16 protein-coding genes are annotated in these 16,081 nt (G+C 66.7%); 5 read left to right on the forward strand and 11 right to left on the reverse strand.

Annotated features, from left to right (window positions below):
* Positions 1–4 precede the first annotated feature (4 nt).
* Both HZY97_RS20595 and HZY97_RS20600 read right to left on the reverse strand, forming a co-directional pair.
* The gene (locus HZY97_RS20595; protein WP_180147959.1) at positions 5–1,150 is read right to left on the reverse strand and encodes an efflux RND transporter periplasmic adaptor subunit; all 1,146 of its coding nucleotides are present in this window, start codon (positions 1,148–1,150) and stop codon (positions 5–7) included.
* A complete protein-coding gene (locus HZY97_RS20600) occupies positions 1,143–2,612 on the reverse strand; it encodes an efflux transporter outer membrane subunit (protein WP_180147960.1) in 1,470 nt (489 codons plus the stop codon). The genes HZY97_RS20595 and HZY97_RS20600 overlap by 8 nt, the downstream gene beginning before the upstream one ends.
* 89 nt (positions 2,613–2,701) lie before the next feature.
* On the opposite strand from HZY97_RS20600, the gene HZY97_RS20605 reads away from it, so the two are divergent.
* The 3 genes from HZY97_RS20605 (at position 2,702) to HZY97_RS20615 (ending at position 4,155) form a co-directional block, all read left to right on the forward strand.
* A complete protein-coding gene (locus HZY97_RS20605) occupies positions 2,702–3,340 on the forward strand; it encodes a TetR/AcrR family transcriptional regulator (RefSeq protein ID WP_180147961.1) in 639 nt (212 codons plus the stop codon).
* Positions 3,341–3,508: 168 nt separating this feature from the next.
* Positions 3,509–3,715, forward strand: a complete 207-nt coding sequence (locus HZY97_RS20610) for a cold-shock protein (protein ID WP_180147962.1) — start codon at positions 3,509–3,511, stop codon at positions 3,713–3,715.
* Between the two features lie 95 nt (positions 3,716–3,810).
* Positions 3,811–4,155: a DUF6481 family protein gene (locus HZY97_RS20615; protein ID WP_180147963.1), complete on the forward strand. Its 345-nt coding sequence runs from the start codon at positions 3,811–3,813 to the stop codon at positions 4,153–4,155.
* Positions 4,156–4,161: 6 nt separating this feature from the next.
* On the opposite strand, the gene HZY97_RS20620 is transcribed toward HZY97_RS20615, so the two are convergent.
* Positions 4,162–4,383, reverse strand: a complete 222-nt coding sequence (locus HZY97_RS20620) for a hypothetical protein (RefSeq protein WP_180147964.1) — start codon at positions 4,381–4,383, stop codon at positions 4,162–4,164.
* 14 nt (positions 4,384–4,397) lie between these two features.
* Entirely contained in the window at positions 4,398–4,592 is a 195-nt protein-coding gene (locus HZY97_RS20625) for a hypothetical protein (protein ID WP_180147559.1), read from the reverse strand.
* Positions 4,593–4,748: 156 nt separating this feature from the next.
* On the opposite strand from HZY97_RS20625, the gene HZY97_RS20630 reads away from it, so the two are divergent.
* Positions 4,749–4,949, forward strand: a complete 201-nt coding sequence (locus HZY97_RS20630) for a hypothetical protein (RefSeq protein WP_180148020.1) — start codon at positions 4,749–4,751, stop codon at positions 4,947–4,949.
* Between the two features lie 60 nt (positions 4,950–5,009).
* Here HZY97_RS20630 and HZY97_RS20635 read toward each other — a convergent pair whose 3' ends face one another.
* The 7 genes from HZY97_RS20635 to HZY97_RS20665 all read right to left on the reverse strand — a co-directional run bounded on the left by HZY97_RS20635 (position 5,010) and on the right by HZY97_RS20665 (position 15,287).
* Complete coding sequence (locus tag HZY97_RS20635) at positions 5,010–6,197, reverse strand: dipeptidase (protein WP_180147965.1); 1,188 nt, start codon at positions 6,195–6,197, stop codon at positions 5,010–5,012.
* Positions 6,194–7,765 (reverse strand): serine hydrolase, encoded by a 1,572-nt coding sequence (locus tag HZY97_RS20640; protein WP_180147966.1) that lies wholly within the window; start codon positions 7,763–7,765, stop codon positions 6,194–6,196. Before HZY97_RS20640 ends, HZY97_RS20635 begins: the two co-directional genes overlap by 4 nt.
* Positions 7,762–8,889: a hypothetical protein gene (locus HZY97_RS20645; RefSeq protein ID WP_180147967.1), complete on the reverse strand. Its 1,128-nt coding sequence runs from the start codon at positions 8,887–8,889 to the stop codon at positions 7,762–7,764. Before HZY97_RS20645 ends, HZY97_RS20640 begins: the two co-directional genes overlap by 4 nt.
* Positions 8,886–9,923, reverse strand: a complete 1,038-nt coding sequence (locus HZY97_RS20650) for a DUF1611 domain-containing protein (RefSeq protein ID WP_180147968.1) — start codon at positions 9,921–9,923, stop codon at positions 8,886–8,888. Before HZY97_RS20650 ends, HZY97_RS20645 begins: the two co-directional genes overlap by 4 nt.
* Before the next feature lie 13 nt (positions 9,924–9,936).
* Positions 9,937–12,129: a TonB-dependent receptor gene (locus HZY97_RS20655; protein WP_180147969.1), complete on the reverse strand. Its 2,193-nt coding sequence runs from the start codon at positions 12,127–12,129 to the stop codon at positions 9,937–9,939.
* A gap of 154 nt (positions 12,130–12,283) precedes the next feature.
* Entirely contained in the window at positions 12,284–13,306 is a 1,023-nt protein-coding gene (locus HZY97_RS20660) for a dipeptide epimerase (RefSeq protein ID WP_180147970.1), read from the reverse strand.
* 4 nt (positions 13,307–13,310) lie between these two features.
* Entirely contained in the window at positions 13,311–15,287 is a 1,977-nt protein-coding gene (locus tag HZY97_RS20665; protein WP_180147971.1) for a serine hydrolase, read from the reverse strand.
* Between the two features lie 149 nt (positions 15,288–15,436).
* Here HZY97_RS20665 and HZY97_RS20670 point away from each other — a divergent pair, with 149 nt between their 5' ends.
* On the forward strand, positions 15,437–16,066 hold the full coding sequence (locus HZY97_RS20670) for a helix-turn-helix domain-containing protein (protein WP_180147972.1): 630 nt from the start codon (positions 15,437–15,439) through the stop codon (positions 16,064–16,066).
* Positions 16,067–16,081 lie beyond the last annotated feature (15 nt).

Genomic DNA, 16,081 nt, shown 5'->3' on the forward strand with positions numbered 1-16,081 from the left:
GTCCTCAGTTCTTCGAGACGTCGATCTCGGCGTCCATCGAGAGGCCGACGCGCAGCGGGTGGTCGGCGAGTTCCTTAGGATCGAGCGCGACGCGCACCGGCAGGCGCTGGACCACCTTGATCCAGTTGCCCGTGGCGTTCTGCGCCGGGATCAGCGCGAAGGACGAGCCGGTGCCGCCCGACAGGCCTACGACCTTGCCGTGATACTCGACCTTGCCGCCGTAGAGGTCGGACTTGAGCCTCACCGGCTGGCCGACCTTCACGCTGTTCAGCTGGCCTTCCTTGAAATTGGCATCGACATAGAGCTGGCCGACCGGGACGATCAGCATCAGCTGCGCGCCCGGGGCGACGCGCTGGCCGACCTGGACGGCGCGGCGGGTGATCACGCCGTCGATCGGCGCGCGGATCACGGTGCGCTCGAGATCGAGGCGTGCCTGCGACACCTTGGCTTGCGCGGCGAGCACCTCGGGCGCCGAATTGGCGGTGGTGCCGCTGATCAGCGCGTTGTTCGCCGCAAGTTCGCCCGATGCCGCGCCGCGGGTCGAGTTCGCCTGGGCGATGCCGGCGCGCGCGAGCTCCAGATTGGCCTTGGCCGAGGAGAAGGCGTTGGTCGCCGAAGTGAGCTCCTCACCCGACACCGCACCATTGGGGGCGAGGCGCTGGCGCCGGGCGAGGTCCACCCGCGCCTTCTCGTAATCCGCCTCGGCAGCGGCGAGCTGGGCGCGGGCTCTGGAAATATCGGCACCGCGGGCCTGGACCTGCGCCGCAAGCGCGGTGCTGGTGGCCGAGGCCTGGCCATATTGGCGGCGGGCCTTGGCCAGCTCGGCCTCGGCCTGGGCAAGCGCGATCCTGGCGTCGCTGTCGTCGAGCTGGACGAGGATGTCGCCCTTCTTCACCGTCTGGGTGTCGGAAACCGCGACGCCCGCGACCTGCGCCGCGACCATCGGCGTCACGCTGGCAGTGTCGGCGCCGACATAGGCATTGTCGGTGCTGATATAGTGGCTGCCGACCAGTGCGTACCAGCCGCCATAGCCAATGCCGGCGATCAGCACCGCGCCTGCGATGCCACCCAGCAGCCGCTTGCGCAGGCTCGGCTTGGCCGGCGCTTCCCCGGCGTTCGCAATGTGGATCTGGGGTTCGGCGTCAGCCATGGGTCGAGTCCTTGGTTGCGGCGGCCGCCGCGTTGTTGGTGGAAAAACCTCCGCCGAGCGCGCGGACGAGCTGGACGTCGAGCGTGAAGGCCCGCGCCTCGAGATCGGCAACGATCTGGCGGTTGAGCAGCACGCTCTGTTCGGCGCTCAGCACGTTGAGGAAGGTCGAGAGGCCGCCCTCATAACGTTGCTTCGCGATCGAATAGGCGGCTTCGGAGTCGCTCAGCGCCTGGCGGCTCTCGGACAGGCGAGTGACCAGCGCGTTCTTGCTGGTCACTGCGTCGGCGACTTCGCGAAAGGCAGTGGTGACGGCCGAGTCATAGCTCGCGACCGCTTCGTCATAGCCGGCGCGGGCGCCCTTATACTGGCCGGCCAGTGCGCCACCGCGGAAGATCGGCAGGCTCACCGCCGGACCGACCGAGCCGTAGGTCGATCCGCTCTTGAAGAGATTGTCGAGCCCGAAGGCCTGGAAGCCGATCAGTGCGCTGATGTTGACTGAGGGGTAGAAGTCGGCGCGCGCCACCTTGATGCGGCTGGCGGCGGCCTCGACGCGGGCGCGGGCGGCGGCGATGTCGGGGCGGCGGCCGATCAGGTCGGTGGTCACGCCGGCGGGCAGGCCGTGGCTTTCGGCAGGGCCGGCGGGGAGGGTGATCGTCAGCCCGCGGTCCGGACCCTTGCCCAGCAGCGCCGCGATGCGGTTGCGGGTGAGGCCGATCGCCTCGTCGGTCGCGGCGAGGTCGGCACGTGCGGCGGGGACTGCGGCATCGGCCTGCTTGAGTTCGGCGCGGGTATCGAGCCCGTTGGTGACCCGGTCGCTGACCAGCTTCTGCGTATTGCTGCGCAGCTCGACCGCCCGGGCCTGAACGCTGCGTTGCGAGGCAAGGCGGGCGAGATCGGCATAGGCGCTGGCGATGTTGGTCGACAGCACGAGCCGCGACTGTTCCAGCTCGATCCGCGCGGCTTCGGCATCCGACGTGGCGGCGGCGAGCGACGCGCGGTTCTTGCCCCACAAATCGAGGTCGAAGCTCAGGTTGGCGGAAACCTGGCCGCTGTCGTTCCAGCCCTGGGGCACGAAGGCGGCGGGGATGCCGTTATTATAGCTCTGCTTGCCCTCGGTCGCGCCGGCCTTGACGCCCACCGACGGAAGCAACGCCGCGCCGGCCTGCTGGGCATAGCCCTGGGCCGAGCGGAGCCGGGCGGCGGCGGCGGCGAGATCGGGCGAGTCGGCCAGCCCCTCGGCGATCAAGCCGCTGAGCTGCGGGTCGCCATAGGCGCTCCACCAGTCGGTGGCCGGCCAGTTGGCCGCGTCGGCGCGGGCGGCCAGCGACTGGTCGGCGGCATAGCTCGTCGCCGCGCGCACTTCGGGGCGGGCGCCGAGCTGCGGCACCGGCGCGCAGGCGGAGAGAAGGGCAGTCCCGGCAGTCGCGGTGAGCAAAAGCGGGCGAAGAGAGAATCGGATCATGATTTAAATACCGTACTGTCTGGTACGGCGCGGCAGATGGGCTCGACCCGGCATCTTGTCAAGCAGAAATCGTACCCTATAGTACGGTAATGGAAAAAATCGTGGAGAAGGCGCCCGGCAAGCGCGAGGCGCGGAAGGAAGAGCGGCGCGAGGCGATCCTGGCGATCGCCAAGCGCGTGTTCCTCGACCAGGGTTATTCGGGCGCGTCGATGTCGGCGATCTCGGCGGAGCTTGGCGGCTCGAAGGGTACGCTATGGAGCTATTTCCCCTCCAAGGAGGAGTTGTTCGCAGCGGTGCTCGACGATGCGACGGCGGACTATCGGCGCCAGCTCACCGACCTGCTCAAGCCCAGCGACGATGTGCGTGCGACCGTGCTGCAATTCTGCCGCAGCTTCATCGCAAAGATCACTTCGCCCGACGGGCTGCGCCTGCACCGGCTGGTGGCGGCCGAGATCAACCGCTTTCCCGAGGTCGGCGATATCTTCTACCGCCGCGCGCCGCTGCCGACCCAGCAGTTGCTGTGCGCTTTTTTCGAGCGGGAGATGGCCGCGGGCAATCTGCGCCGCGACGACCCGCTGCATGCCGCGCGGGCGCTCTCCAGCCTGTGCCTGGGCGTGCAGCAGCGGGTGATGTGGGGACTGGAGATCAGCGTCGAGGAGCGCGATCGGGAAGCGCAACAGGCGGCCGAGGTGTTCCTGCGCGCCTTCGAGCCTGTGCGGGAGGGATGACCGCCAGGCACGGCATCATTGCTTATCGCGCCCAATATCTCCATAGCAGCCGCGCTATCGTCGCCTGCGACGGAAATTGATGCCCTCGGGCAGATCCTTCCCTTTCTCGCTCCTTGGCTCCGCTTGCACATGCACGCGGGAAACCATGTTTCGCGAAAGGAACATCCCATGCCGATCGGCAAGGTCAAATTCTTCAATTCCGACAAGGGTTATGGTTTCATTGCGCCGGAAGACGGCGGCAATGACAGCTTCGTCCATATCAGCGCGGTGGAACGCGCCGGCATGTCGACGCTCCAGCCTGACCAGCGCTTGTCGTACGACATCGAGAGCGATCAGCGCGGCAAGTCGTCGGCGGTCAATCTCCAGGCGGTCTGATCGATCGACTCAATGGGGCGGGTGCGACAGGATCGCATCCGCCCCATTGTCGTTTTACGGACCAAGGTTTATTTTCCCAGGATGGCTAGCCGCACATGACTTCGTACAGACCCCCTGATTTCAACGAGCGCGCGGAGCTTTCGCGCCAGGCCCGGCAGAAGGCGCTCGACAAGCTGCGCGCCAAGGCCGCGCCGAGCGAGGCCGAACTGGCCGAGCGCAAGGCCGCACGACTGGAGCGTGAGGCTGAGGAAGCCAAGCAGCGCACCGAGCGCGCGGCTGCGGCCAAGGCTGCGAAGGAAGAGGCTGCTCGCGCCGCCAAGGCCAAGGCGCTTGCCGACGAAGCGGCTGCAACCTCGGCCAAGAGCGACGCGGTCAAGAGCGAGGCCGAACGCAAGGCAGAGCGCGACGCGCGCTACGCTGCCCGCAAGAACCGCAAATAGCTTTCCCTATTTGGTCGCGATCTGGCTGGTCTCGGCGCTGTACTGCTCGCGAACGAAGGTTCGCGCTGCAGTCTGCGTCTTGAACTCGTCCTCCAGCATCTCGCTCGAGACCAGCGGATAGCCCTGCGAATTGAACCGCGTGGTCCGCACGGTCACGCGGAAAATGCCTTCTTCATCCTTGGTCACGAGGAAGGGACGAAGCGGGGGCTTGGACGTGATCGGGGTCATGAAGTGCTCCTGAATTAATGGGGATGCCGCGGCTGGATCCGCGCATCGTCGAGAATGTCGGCGTCGCGCAGGCTGTCATTGCGCGCATCGCGGCCGGGTTTGGCGGTTCTGGCCGTCATGGAAATTGGCCGTTCGGGTTGCTGGGCCGCGACCAAGGCGTCGCTTTCACAACCGGAGCCAGCGCTGCCAATATGCGAATCGGCGCTCATCGAAGGGAACGCCAGTCGATCCCATGTGGCCCTTTTGGCGCGAATCAGCAAGGGCGGGGCGTCGACTGCCCCGGGGTGCCGAGATTGGCCGCGGCATCCTCGTATCTGGCGCAGGCGGGCTGGACAGGTGCGGAATCGAGCGCGTATCGGCCCCCGATGCCAGTCGTTGCCACCATCATGAATTCCACCACCGGCCAGCCCATCCAGAAGATGACGTTCGGCCGTATGCCCAAACCCTGGGGCTCCTTCACGCTCGAGAGCGGCGAACTCGTGGCCATCGATCGGGTCGATGTGGGCAAGCCGGCGCCGGGCAAGGTGATCGCGCCGGTTGCCGTCTGGGTGACGTCGAAGAAATGACCGCGCTGCCCGGTTGCGCATCAACCGGCGCCAGCTTGCCTCATTCCATAGTCGGGATGGCTATTGCGCCGTAGCCGCGCGCTGCGCCTTGCCGACGATGCGCAGGATGTTGCCGCTCCACATCTTCTCGAGATCGGCATCCGAATAGCCGGCCGCGCGGAGCCGCTCGGTCACCTTGGGCAGTGCCGAGATGTCCTCGATCCCCGGCAGGCCGCCGCCGCCATCCCAATCGGCCCCGAAGCAGACATGGTCGACGCCGGCGACTTTGATGACATGGAGGACCATCTCCATGTAGCGATCGAAGTTGACGCCCCACATCGGCTGGGTCTTGTCGAGTTCGCGCCATTTGCGGGTGAGTTCGACCTGCGCTTCGGGCGCGAGGTCGGCGATATGCTCGTACTGCGTGAACAGCGCCGCGCGCTCGGGCGTCATGTTCATGTTCGACAGGAAGATCGTGCTGACGCAGATCGCCCCGCCCTTGGCCGCGAGCTTGCGGATGCGGCCGTCATCGAGGTTGCGCGGATGGTCGAATGCCCAGCGGCCGCTCGAATGTGAGAGCAGCAGCGGCGTCTTCGACAATTCCAGCATCTGGTCGAACGTGTCGTCCGACGAATGGCTCGCGTCAATCGCGATGCCCAGCCGGTTCGCTTCCGCCACCCATTTGCGCCCGAGGGGGGAAAGGCCGTGCCATTTCGGCTTGTCACCGGAGCTGTCGGCGAACTGGTTGTTGGCGCCGTGCACCGGCCCGGCCAGCCGCACGCCGCGATCGTAGAATTCCTTGAACAGCGAGAGATCCTCGCCGAGCTCGTAGCTGTTCTCCATGCTCTTGAACGCGACCAGCTTGCCCGCGCGGTTGAGCCGCAGCGCGTCGTCGGGCGTGAGGGCCCGGCCGATCTTGTCGGGGAACTTCGCCAGCGTGGAGTCGATCAGGTCCGAGCGGCCACGCGCATAGGCCAAAGCATCGGCATAGCCCTTCGGCGTCAGCGGCCCCTGTTCGGTATAGATCGCGAAGAAGCCGCCATCGAGCGCACCGGCTTCCATCCGCTCCATGTCGACCTGCACCAGGTCGGTCGCCGGATCATGATGGCCGGCAAAGCTCCAGCCGGGCCGGGCGAAGTGGATCGGCGTGTCGAGATGCGTGTCGAGCACGAGGAAATCCTTGTGCTGCTTGGGCGCCGGCGTCTGGGCCACGGGCGCCGCCGCACAGCCGGAGAGTAGGAGGGTGAGGAACGCGAGACGCTTGGTCATTTCTTGTCTTCCACCGGGCGCAGATCGAGGTCGCGATAATCATAGCTGAAGTCGGCGATCGGGCTTTCCGCCTTCATCGACACCCGCGCCACCTTGCCATCGGCATCGAGCGCGAAGGTGACATAGGCCGGCTCGATCGCCTTGTCGTCGAAGCGGGTGACGAAGGTATCGTACTGGTAGTGGACCAGCTTGCCGGCCATGCGCGGCGTTGTCTTGAAGTCGATGCGCAGCCCGTCAGTACCCTGGGTGACTGCGACATCGCCGTACCAGGCGTCGCGATAGGTGCCGGCGTAGCGATCGAGCGGCAGCGAAGGCCCGACCTTGGCCGGCGCGGCCTTTGCCGTGGACAGCGCCGCCTTGCCCGCCGCCATGCGGTTGGTCATGAACTCGCCGAAGCGCTTGGGCCAGTCCTGGTCGGGGATGCCGAGATAATGGTCGACCAGCATGTGCGCGACGCCGCGCAGCAGCGCCACGTCCTCCGAATTGACCACCACTGCAATGCCGACATCCTGGTCGGGCAACAGGATAACATGGGTGATCGATCCGAATACGCCGCCGCCATGCGAGATGATCCGCGCGCCCTTATAGTCCTCGACTTCCCAGCCGAGCGCATAGGTGCTGAACTTCGGGGTGAGCGGGGCGAGGCTGCCGGGGTAGGGGGTGAGCGGCTGGACAGTGACGCCCTTCCACATCTCCGCTGCCTGGGCTGGGCTGAACAATTGCCCGCCACCCGGCAGCGCGCCATGGCCGAGCTGGATCTTGAGCCACTGCGCGAGGTCGTTGGCGCTGAGCGCAAGGCCACCGGCAGGCGCCGCGGCACGGCCAAGCTCCTCGCGCTCGTCGAGCACCGAATTGGGTCCGTCACCGCGCAATACCCCAAGGCGGGCATGCGGGAAGGCACGGTCGGCCGTCGCCCAGCGCGCCTCATAGGTCGCGGTGGCGCTGTTCATGCCGCCACGCTTCAGGACCTCCTGGGTCATGAAGTCTTCCCAGGTCTTGCCGCTGACTTCCTCGATCAGCTGCCCGGCGACCATGTAGAGGATGTTGTCGTACGCATAGGACGAGCGGAAGCTGGTGGCGGGCTTGATATAGGCGAGCCGCTTGACCGTTTCCTTGCGCGACAGGCTACCGCGCGGGACGAACAGCAGGTCGCCGGCGCCGAGACCGAGGCCCGAATGATGGACGAGCAGGTCGCGCACGGTGATTTCGCGCGTCACCCACGGATCATACATACGGAACCACGGCATGTGGTCGATCACCTTGTCGTCCCAGCCGATCTTGCCCTGGTCGACAAGGATGGCGAGCGCGGCGGCGGTGAACGCCTTGCCGGTCGATCCGGTCTGGAAGATCGTGTCGGCATCGACCTTTTCGGGCGCGCCGAGCTTGCGATAGCCCCAGCCCTTGGCGAGCGTGGTCTTGCCGTGCTCGACGATGGCAACGGCGATGCCGGGGGCGCCGCTGGCCTTGCGCAGCGCCTCGACCTTGGCGTCGAGCCCGCCGGGCGGGTCGGCCAAGGCAGGCATGGCGAGCGCGAGCAGGGGCAATGCGAGCAGATGGCGCAGCTTCATGCGGCGATCTCCTGAGCGGGGATGGGACGACGGAGCAGTCGTGCGAGGCCGAGCGTCATCAGCGGCAGCACAAACACGGCGAGGAAGACATAAGCGAGCAGCCGGTAGCCGCTGGCGATCAGCGCGATCAGCCCGACCCGGTCGGCGACGAACATGCAAATCAGCAGCAGCCCGCCGGCGATCGCGGCGCGGGCGCGCGGGCCGAGCTCGGTGCCTCGCCGGCGACGGACGACGCCCGCCACGCGCTCGTTGATCGCATGGACCGCACCGGCGCCGCTTTCGAGCAGGGCGGCAAAGATCATCATCTGGAACCCCCAGTGGAACACCGGCACGTTCAGCTGGCGCAGCAGGAAGTCCGAGGGCAGCGTCTCGGCGCCGATGCCGGGATAGAAGGCGATCATGCAGGTGAAGAACAGGATCGCCGGCGCCATCGCCAGCGGCCCGGCGATCAGGCCGGCGACCACAGCGTCGCGCGTGCTGGTCAGATGGCGCAGCACCGGCAGGATCACCACCGCGCCGATGATGTTGTAGCTGGCATAGGTAAGCCCGCCCGAGGCCCAGCCGCTCCACGGCGCAGGCGTGGCGAAACCGTCGGCGATGCGGTCGCCGAAGCGCCACAGGCTCAGCGCCAGGAAGATCGCATAGACGCCGTAGAGCAGGAAGGAGACATATTTGAATACGCCCTCCACTGCCTTGTTGCCGAGCGAGACGGTGGCGAGGATGGCGAGCGCCAGCGCCAGCGTGCCGACCAGGCTCGGCCAGCCGAACATCGCCGCGCCGATCGCGCCTGCGCTTGCCCCGAACACGGCGAGGATCAGCACGACGAAGAGGATGTAGGCCCCTTCGAACGCGATCCAGGCGGGGCCGAGCAGATTGGCGAAGAAGGCGCGATAGTCGAGCGCGCCGACCAGCCGCGCATAGGCGAAGGCAGTCGCGGCGACGATGCTCCAGATCAGCATCGCCAGGATCATGCCGGCAAGGCCGCCCCAGGGGCCGGCGGGCAGGAAATACTCCGCCAGCTCGCGCCCGGTCGCATAGCCGCCGCCGATGATGACGGCCTTCATTGCGAAGCCCGGCAGCAGGAAGCGCTGGAACCAGCTCGATCCTGCCGCCGGGGCGCTCATGCGAGGCAGCTTTCGACCAGCGCGTCGAAGGCAGGGCCGCCGCGCACCGGATCGGCGACGGGCAGCCCCAGCCGCGCGCTTTCGCTGGCCATGACCTCCAACGCCTCGGCTTCCCCCAAAGCCGAGGTGTTGAAGCTCACGCCCCCGCAGCGAATGTTCGGATTGGTCCGCCGGCCGAGCGCAGTGGTGAGATCGATGATCTCCTCGATGCTGGCGACCTTATAGCCCGCGGTGCCGAGCATCTCGGTGCGGCCGGGCTCGTGGCAGACGACGAATATATCGGGCTGGCTGCCATGGAGCAGGCCGAGCGACACCGCGGCATAGGCCGGATGCGCGAGCGAGCCCTGGCCCTCGATCACGTCCCAATGCGCCGGATCGGCATCGGGCGACAGCACTTCCGCCGCGCCGGCCTCGAAATCGGAGACCACCGCGTCCATCGGCATGCCGCCGCCGGCGATCATGATCCCGGTCTGGCCGGTGGCGCGGAAGCTGGTGTCGATCCCGCGCGCCTCGAAAGCGCGGGCGAGCGCGAGGGCAGTGTATTTCTTGCCGAGCGCGCAATCGGTGCCGACGGTGAGCAGCCTTTTGCCGCTGCGCTTGCGCCCCGAGGCAACGGGTACGTCGAGCGGGGGCACGCGGATGTCGATCAGCCGCCGCCCGAGCAAAGCTGCCGCCTCGGCGAGCTCGGGAATGTCGGAGAGGCGGACGTGCATGCCCGAGACAATGTCGAGCCCCGCTTCCAGCGCCTCGACCAGCGACTTGCGCCATGAGGCCGGGATGACGCCGCCCGGATTGGCGACGCCGATCACCAGCCCGCGCGCGCCCTGCGCCGCCGCCTCGGCCGGCGTCAGGCTGGGCAGCCCGGTGGTGACGGTGGCACCGCATGCGAACTCGCCCACGCACTTGTCCCCGGCCCAGTCGCGCAAGCCAAAGGCGGTCTTGGCATAGCCCGGCTCGGTCGTGTCGCCGAGGAAGAGCAGATAGGGCTGCGGCAGCACCAGGGCGGTGCTGCGCGCGCCGAAGGGGGCATTCATTTGGCGGCTCCGATCAGAAGGCGATGTCGAGCGCGAGACCCAGCGTGCGCGGCTGGACCGGCACGGTCGAGAGATAGCCCGGGTTGACCGTGGCGACGCTGGTGGTGATCCGCCCCTCGCTGTCGGTCAGGTTGCGGGCATAGGCGCGCACCGTCCACTTCTCGGCGATCGTCACCGAGGCGTTGAGGTCGAAGGTCGCGTAGCCGTCGACCGGCACCGACAGCGGGTCGCTCGCCACTGCCGAGATGCGGTCGCCGACGATGCGCACCGCGCCGCCGACATGCGCCGCGGCCGAGCTGCTGAGCGCGAAGCTATAGTCGGCTGTCACCGCTGCGGCGAGCTTGGGCACATTGGGCAGCTGGTCGCCATCGGTGCAGTTCGGCGTGGTCTGCGTGCACTTGGCATCGGTGTAGGCGAAGTTCGCACCGACATTGAACCCGCGGACCGGCTGGATCAGCAGCTGCGCCTCGAAGCCCTGGCTGCGCGCCGTGCCGGCATTGACCAGCCCGTTGATGCCGTTGGCGAAGGCCTGGGCCACCTGCAGATCGTTCCAGTCGAGCAGGAAGGCGGCGGCGTTGAAGGTGACCTTGCGGTCGAGGAAGCGTGCCTTGATGCCCGCTTCATAGCTGGTCACCGTTTCCGAATTCACCGTCGAGGGGAAGCCGGGCAGCGCGATGTTCGGGCCGCCCGGGCGATAGCCGGTGGCGGCGCGGACATAGAGCATCGTGTCCTGGCTGAGGTTGAGCTGCGGGCTCACGCTCCAGGTGACGATCTCTTCGCTCGACGAACCGTCTCCGCCGCTGTTGAGGCCGATCAGCGGGATCTGCGTCGTCTGGGTGAAGGTCTGGTCGTTGCGCGCCCAGCGCAGGCCGCCGGTGATGTGGAAGACGTCGCCCAGCTTGAGCGTGGCGTTCCCGAAGACCGCATATTCCTTGTAGGTGTTGGGTAGCGCGACGACCGCGAAGGGGTCGAACGGTGCGAGCGGCGCGCCGTTTGCGTCGAGCGCACGGACCAGCTGGTCGTGGGTGTTGTCCTCGTTGGTGTAGAAGAAACCCAGCTGCCAATCGAGCAGCTTGTTGGTCGCCGAGGTGAGCCGGACCTCCTCGGTCCATTTCTTCTGGTGGAGGTTGGCAGGGTAGTTCGCCAGGCCGCCCCAGATCACGCCATAGACGCGCGACGCGTCGCTGGTCTCGAGGATCTTGAGCTCGCTGTACGAGGTGGTCGAGCTCAGCTCGGCAAAGCCCAGATCATAGGCGATCGAGCCCGACGCGAATTTGAAGTCGCTGTGGAAGGGCTCGGGCAGCTGCTGGTTGGTGCTGAGCCACGAGGCGCCGGGCGCCAGCGGCGCGGGGCTGCCCTGGGTCTCGTAGAGGATGCCGAAATTGTCAGATTCGGTCCGCTGCCACAGGCCGCTGAGCTTCACCGTGAGATTGGCGTCGGGCTTCCACAGCAAGGCGACGCGGCCGCCCTTCTGGACGGCGTCGTTCACGTCCTTCTCGCCGGTCAGGACGTTGTCGATGAACCCGGGCGTGTTGCGCTGCGAATAGCTGGCGCTGATCGCCAGGCTGTCCTTGACGATCGGGATGTTGACCAGCCCGCCCGCGGCCCAGCCGGTGTCGCTGCCGTGCGCGATGGTGAAGACCTCGCCGCCGGCCTTGACCGAGAAATTGTTGAGGTCGGGCTGCACCGTCACGTACTTGAGCAGGCCGCCGATCGAGCTGGCGCCGTAGAGCGTGCCCTGGGGCCCGCGCAGCACTTCGATCTGTTCGATGTCATAGGGCAGCAGATCGAGCGAGAAGGTCTGGGCGCGGTTGTAAATGCCGCTCGAGCCGATCGGCGCATCGTCGAGATAGATGCCCACCGTGGCGCTCGGCCCGATCGGCGCGACGCCGCGCAGCGACAGGGTGGAGCGGCCCGGCGAGCCGGCATTGTCGACCTGGAAGCCGGGGACATAGGCCGCATAGTCGGCGAGCTGCGAGGCGCCGCTCTGCTGCATCTGCTCGCCACCGACGACACTGATCGAGATCGGCACGTCCTGCAGCCGCTCCTCGCGCTTCTGCGCGGTGACGACGATCTCGTCATCGCCTGCGACCGCGGTCTGGGTGGAAGCCGGCGCGCTGTCCTGCGCGAAGGCGGCGCAGGGCAGCAGCAGCGCCCCCGCGGCGGCGGTAATCAGCAGATGAGCCCGGTTGGTCTTGCGCGTCATCGTTCGTCTCCCCCTCGGAGTTCGATGTCCTCCACCTCCGCTCCCTTGCGGAGGATGGCAGTGGCTGCGCGACTATCGGCGCGATTGCAGCCACCTCGTTGCCTGATCAGGATGCTATTATCCTGATCAGAGAAGAGTCAATCCAATTTGACAATTAAGTTGCAGCCGTGGCCGAAAGGGCACGCTGGCCCCAGACTGCCTCTGGGCAGTCGATCAGGCCGTCTGAATAGACGATGCCCGGGTTGCGATCGGTGGCGAGAAAGGTCGGCCCGTCGAGATCGACCACGTCGCAGAGCTGGCCGAGCAGCCAGGCGGGCGCCATCGCCCAGCTCGAGCCGACCATGTTGCCGACCATCACGTCGAGCCCCAGCGCCCGCGCGCGCCGGGCGATCGCGATCGCCTCGGTAAGCCCGCCGCATTTGTCGAGCTTGATGTTAATCGTCTGGAACCGCCCGACCAGCCCGTCGACATCGGCGAGCGTCAACGCGCTCTCGTCAGCGGCGATCGGGATCGGCGAGGCGAACCCGTCGAGATCGGCCTCGCATCCGCGCGCCAGCGGCTGTTCGAGCAGCGCGATGCCGCAATCTACCAACGCGACGATCAGCGGATCGAGTTCGTTGATCTTGAATCCCTGATTGGCGTCGACCCCGATCCAGCATTCCGGGCGTGCCGCGCGCACTGCGCGCACCCGGGCGATGTCGAGGTCGAGGTCGCCGGTAAGCTTCAACTTGAGCGCGCGGGCATCGGCATAGGCGCGGGCGCCCTCGGCCATCACAGACGGATCATCGGCGCCCAGCGTGAAGGTGGTGAGCAGCGGCTTGGGCTCGGGCAGCCCGGCGAGCTTCCATACCGGGACACCCTCGCGCCTGGCATCGAGTTCCCACAGCGCGCAATCGGCTGCGTTGCGCGCGCCGCCCGCAGGCAGCGCTTGCTGCAGCTCGGCGCGGGTCATGCCGTTGGCGAGGTCGCCGCGCACCGCCTCCAGCGCGGCGACCATCGTCGCTTCATTGTCGCCCAGATAATAGACGCCGCTCGCTTCGCCACGCCCGGTGTGAAGGCCGTCGGAGACAGTGACGACCACCACGGCGGACTCGGTGAAGACATGGCCGGAGATGTGGAACGGCTTCGCGAAGGGAAGCCGTTCCACGGCGATGTCGAGCGAGCGGCGCATTACCATGCCCTCAGAACTCGGTCCCGAACGAGACCAGGTTGAAGGCCAGTGCCACCCAGAGGATGAAGAACACCCCGAGGACGAGCAACAGGCTCCAGATGCGGGCGAACCAGCTGCGCCTGGTGCTCCAGGCCAGCCAGGCGTTCCAGATCGACAGCCCGAACATCCCGAAGAAGGCGAGCGTGCCGGCAAACTGGACGAGCAGGATCAGCCAGTCGGTCGAACCATGGCTCTCGAAATTCTCGAGACCCGTGATCACGACACCCCAGAGGACGAGCACCCCCAGCACCAGCCAGGCGAAGCCGCGCAGCACCTTGTAGGTCCGCCGCGATTCGCCTTCGAGCTTGAGCGTCGCGCCGTAGCGGCGGCGCGCGAACCAGCCGACGGGCCAGGAGAGGGCGGTGAGGAACACCATCGCCACGCCGAACAGCAAAGCCGGGATCAGCCAGGCCGAGTCGAGCGAGGCCGGGGTGCGGTACCAGATCATGAAGGGCGAGACTTCGCCGAAGCTCCAGCGCGCGACCTTGCCGTCCACGACCTGCGCGGCGAGCCGCTCATGGCCATAGGCATCCTGCCAGACGAAGGGCTCGACTTCGATCAGCTTGCGCGGCGCGCCGCCCGGGCTGGTCAGCGCGGGGATGACCGGGCGGCCATCGGCGTCGAGCGTCACCTTGGTGTCGCCGAGCAGGTTGATGATCTTGGCGAAGTTGGAGTCGATCCGGCGGCTGTTAGTCCAGCTGCCGACGAGCAGCTTGGCATGCTCCTTGGCGGTGGCCAGCTCCTTGGGCGGCGCGTTGTTCGCCGCGGGCAGATAGCGATCGGCGAAATCGTCGAACAGCGAACCGCGAAGCACGCGGGTCACCCCGTCCTTGCCGCTGCTGTTCATCGAAATGTAGAGGCCGATATTGTCTTCCGGGAAGATCCACAGGTCGCTGTGGAAATAGACCGTGTCGCCGCCATGCGCGATTGCGCGGTGACCGTTGATGCGCTGCTCGTAGAAGCCGAGCGCCATCTCGTTGATCGCCGGGATCGCGCTGGGCTGGGCGGTGTGCATCTGCAACGCCGTCTCGGGCTTGAGCAGCGGGCCGCCATTGGCCAGGTGCGCGATCATGAACTTGGCCATGTCGCCGCCGCTGATCGCCGAGGCGCCCGCGGGGGCCATGCCGATCAGCTCATAGCCCTTGGCCGGGCCCGAGCCGAGCTCATAGCCCTGCGACATGAACGGCTTGAGCCGGTCGGGGAGCGGCTGGCGGAAGCTGGCATATTGCATGCCGAGCCGGGCGAAGATGTTCTTCTCGATATAGTCGTCGAACGGCACGCCCGAGACGCGCTCGACGATATAGCCGGCGAGTGCAGTGGCGTAGTTGGAGTAAGCCGGAGTGCTGCCCGGCGCATAGATGCGCGCGGGGATGCGATGCTTGAGCACGTCGCCCAGGCTCGGCACCGGCTTGTTGAAGGTCAGCAGGCCCTTGATGATTTCTTCAAAGCCCGCCGTGTGCGTCATGATGTTGCGCAGCGTGATCGGCTTGCCCTGATAGGGCGGGATCTTGAAGTCGAGATACTGGTTCACATCGGCGTCGAGGTTGAGCTTGCCGGCCTCGACCAGCTGCATCACCGCGGTCCAGGTATAGAGCTTCGAGGTCGAGCCTGGACGGAACAGCGTCGTCGCCGGATCGACCGGCTTGCGCTTGGCGACGTCGGAATAGCCGAAGCCGCGCTGCGTCACGACCTGGCCGTCCTTGACGATCACCACCACCGCGCCGGCGACATCACCGCGCGCCAGGGCATAGGGCATGAAGCCGTCGAGCCAGGCGTCGGCATCGGCCTTGGTGAGATTGGGCGCGACCGCGGGCCGAGTCGCCGGCGTGCTGGGCGCATTGGTCTGCGGTACCGGCGTGAGCGGTGCGGGGGCCTGGGTAAAGGCCGGCACCGATATGGCGATGCCCAGCAACCCTGCCGCAAGCACCCCGAGCGAACGTTTCCACATAGCGCGTCGTCCCCCTTTTCCTGTTCCCGCCAGGACCTCCGGCATTCGATTGCGCCGGTCTGTGTCTGCGGCTAGGTTGTGTTTAGTGAATATAAGCCTGATTGGGACATGATGATCCTATTCAGAGAAATGTCAAACCGAGGTGCCGCATGGCGACAAAGCTGAAGGCAGAGCATCCGACGCTGGGCAATTTGCTCAAGGCGCTGCGGGCGCGGAATGGCTGGACGCTCAAGGAGATGAGCCTGAAGAGCGGCATTCCGGTCTCGACTCTGTCCAAGGTCGAGCATGACCGGCTGACGCTGACCTATGACAAGCTGCTCCAGCTCAGCCAGCGGCTGAACATCCGCATGTCGGAGCTGTTCGCCGAGAATGATTCGGCGCCCGAGACGCAGGTGACGGCGCGGCGCAGCATCGGCGACCTCGATCGCGCGGTGCGGGTGAACACCGCGAACTACGATTATTATTACCTCTGCACCGAGTTGCGCCGGAAGCGGATGATCCCGGTGATCACCAAAGTGCGCGCCAAGACTGCCGAGGAGTTTGGCGACCTCGTCCATCATTCGGGCGAGGAATATATCTACGTCGTCAGCGGGCGGATCGTCGTCCACACCGAATTCTACGATCCGGTGACGCTGGAGGCCGGCGAATCGATCTATATCGATTCGAACATGGGGCACGGCTATGTGACCGGCGACGGCTGCGACGAGGCGGTGATCCTGGGGGTCTGCTCGAGCGCCGAGGATGGCCTCATGGATTCGCTGCTCAACCTGCACGGCTAGCCGGGGCCTGCCGGG

It is taken from the genome of Sphingomonas sp. R-74633, from assembly GCF_013416555.1.
In the GTDB taxonomy this organism is placed as follows: Bacteria; Pseudomonadota; Alphaproteobacteria; order Sphingomonadales; family Sphingomonadaceae; genus Sphingomonas.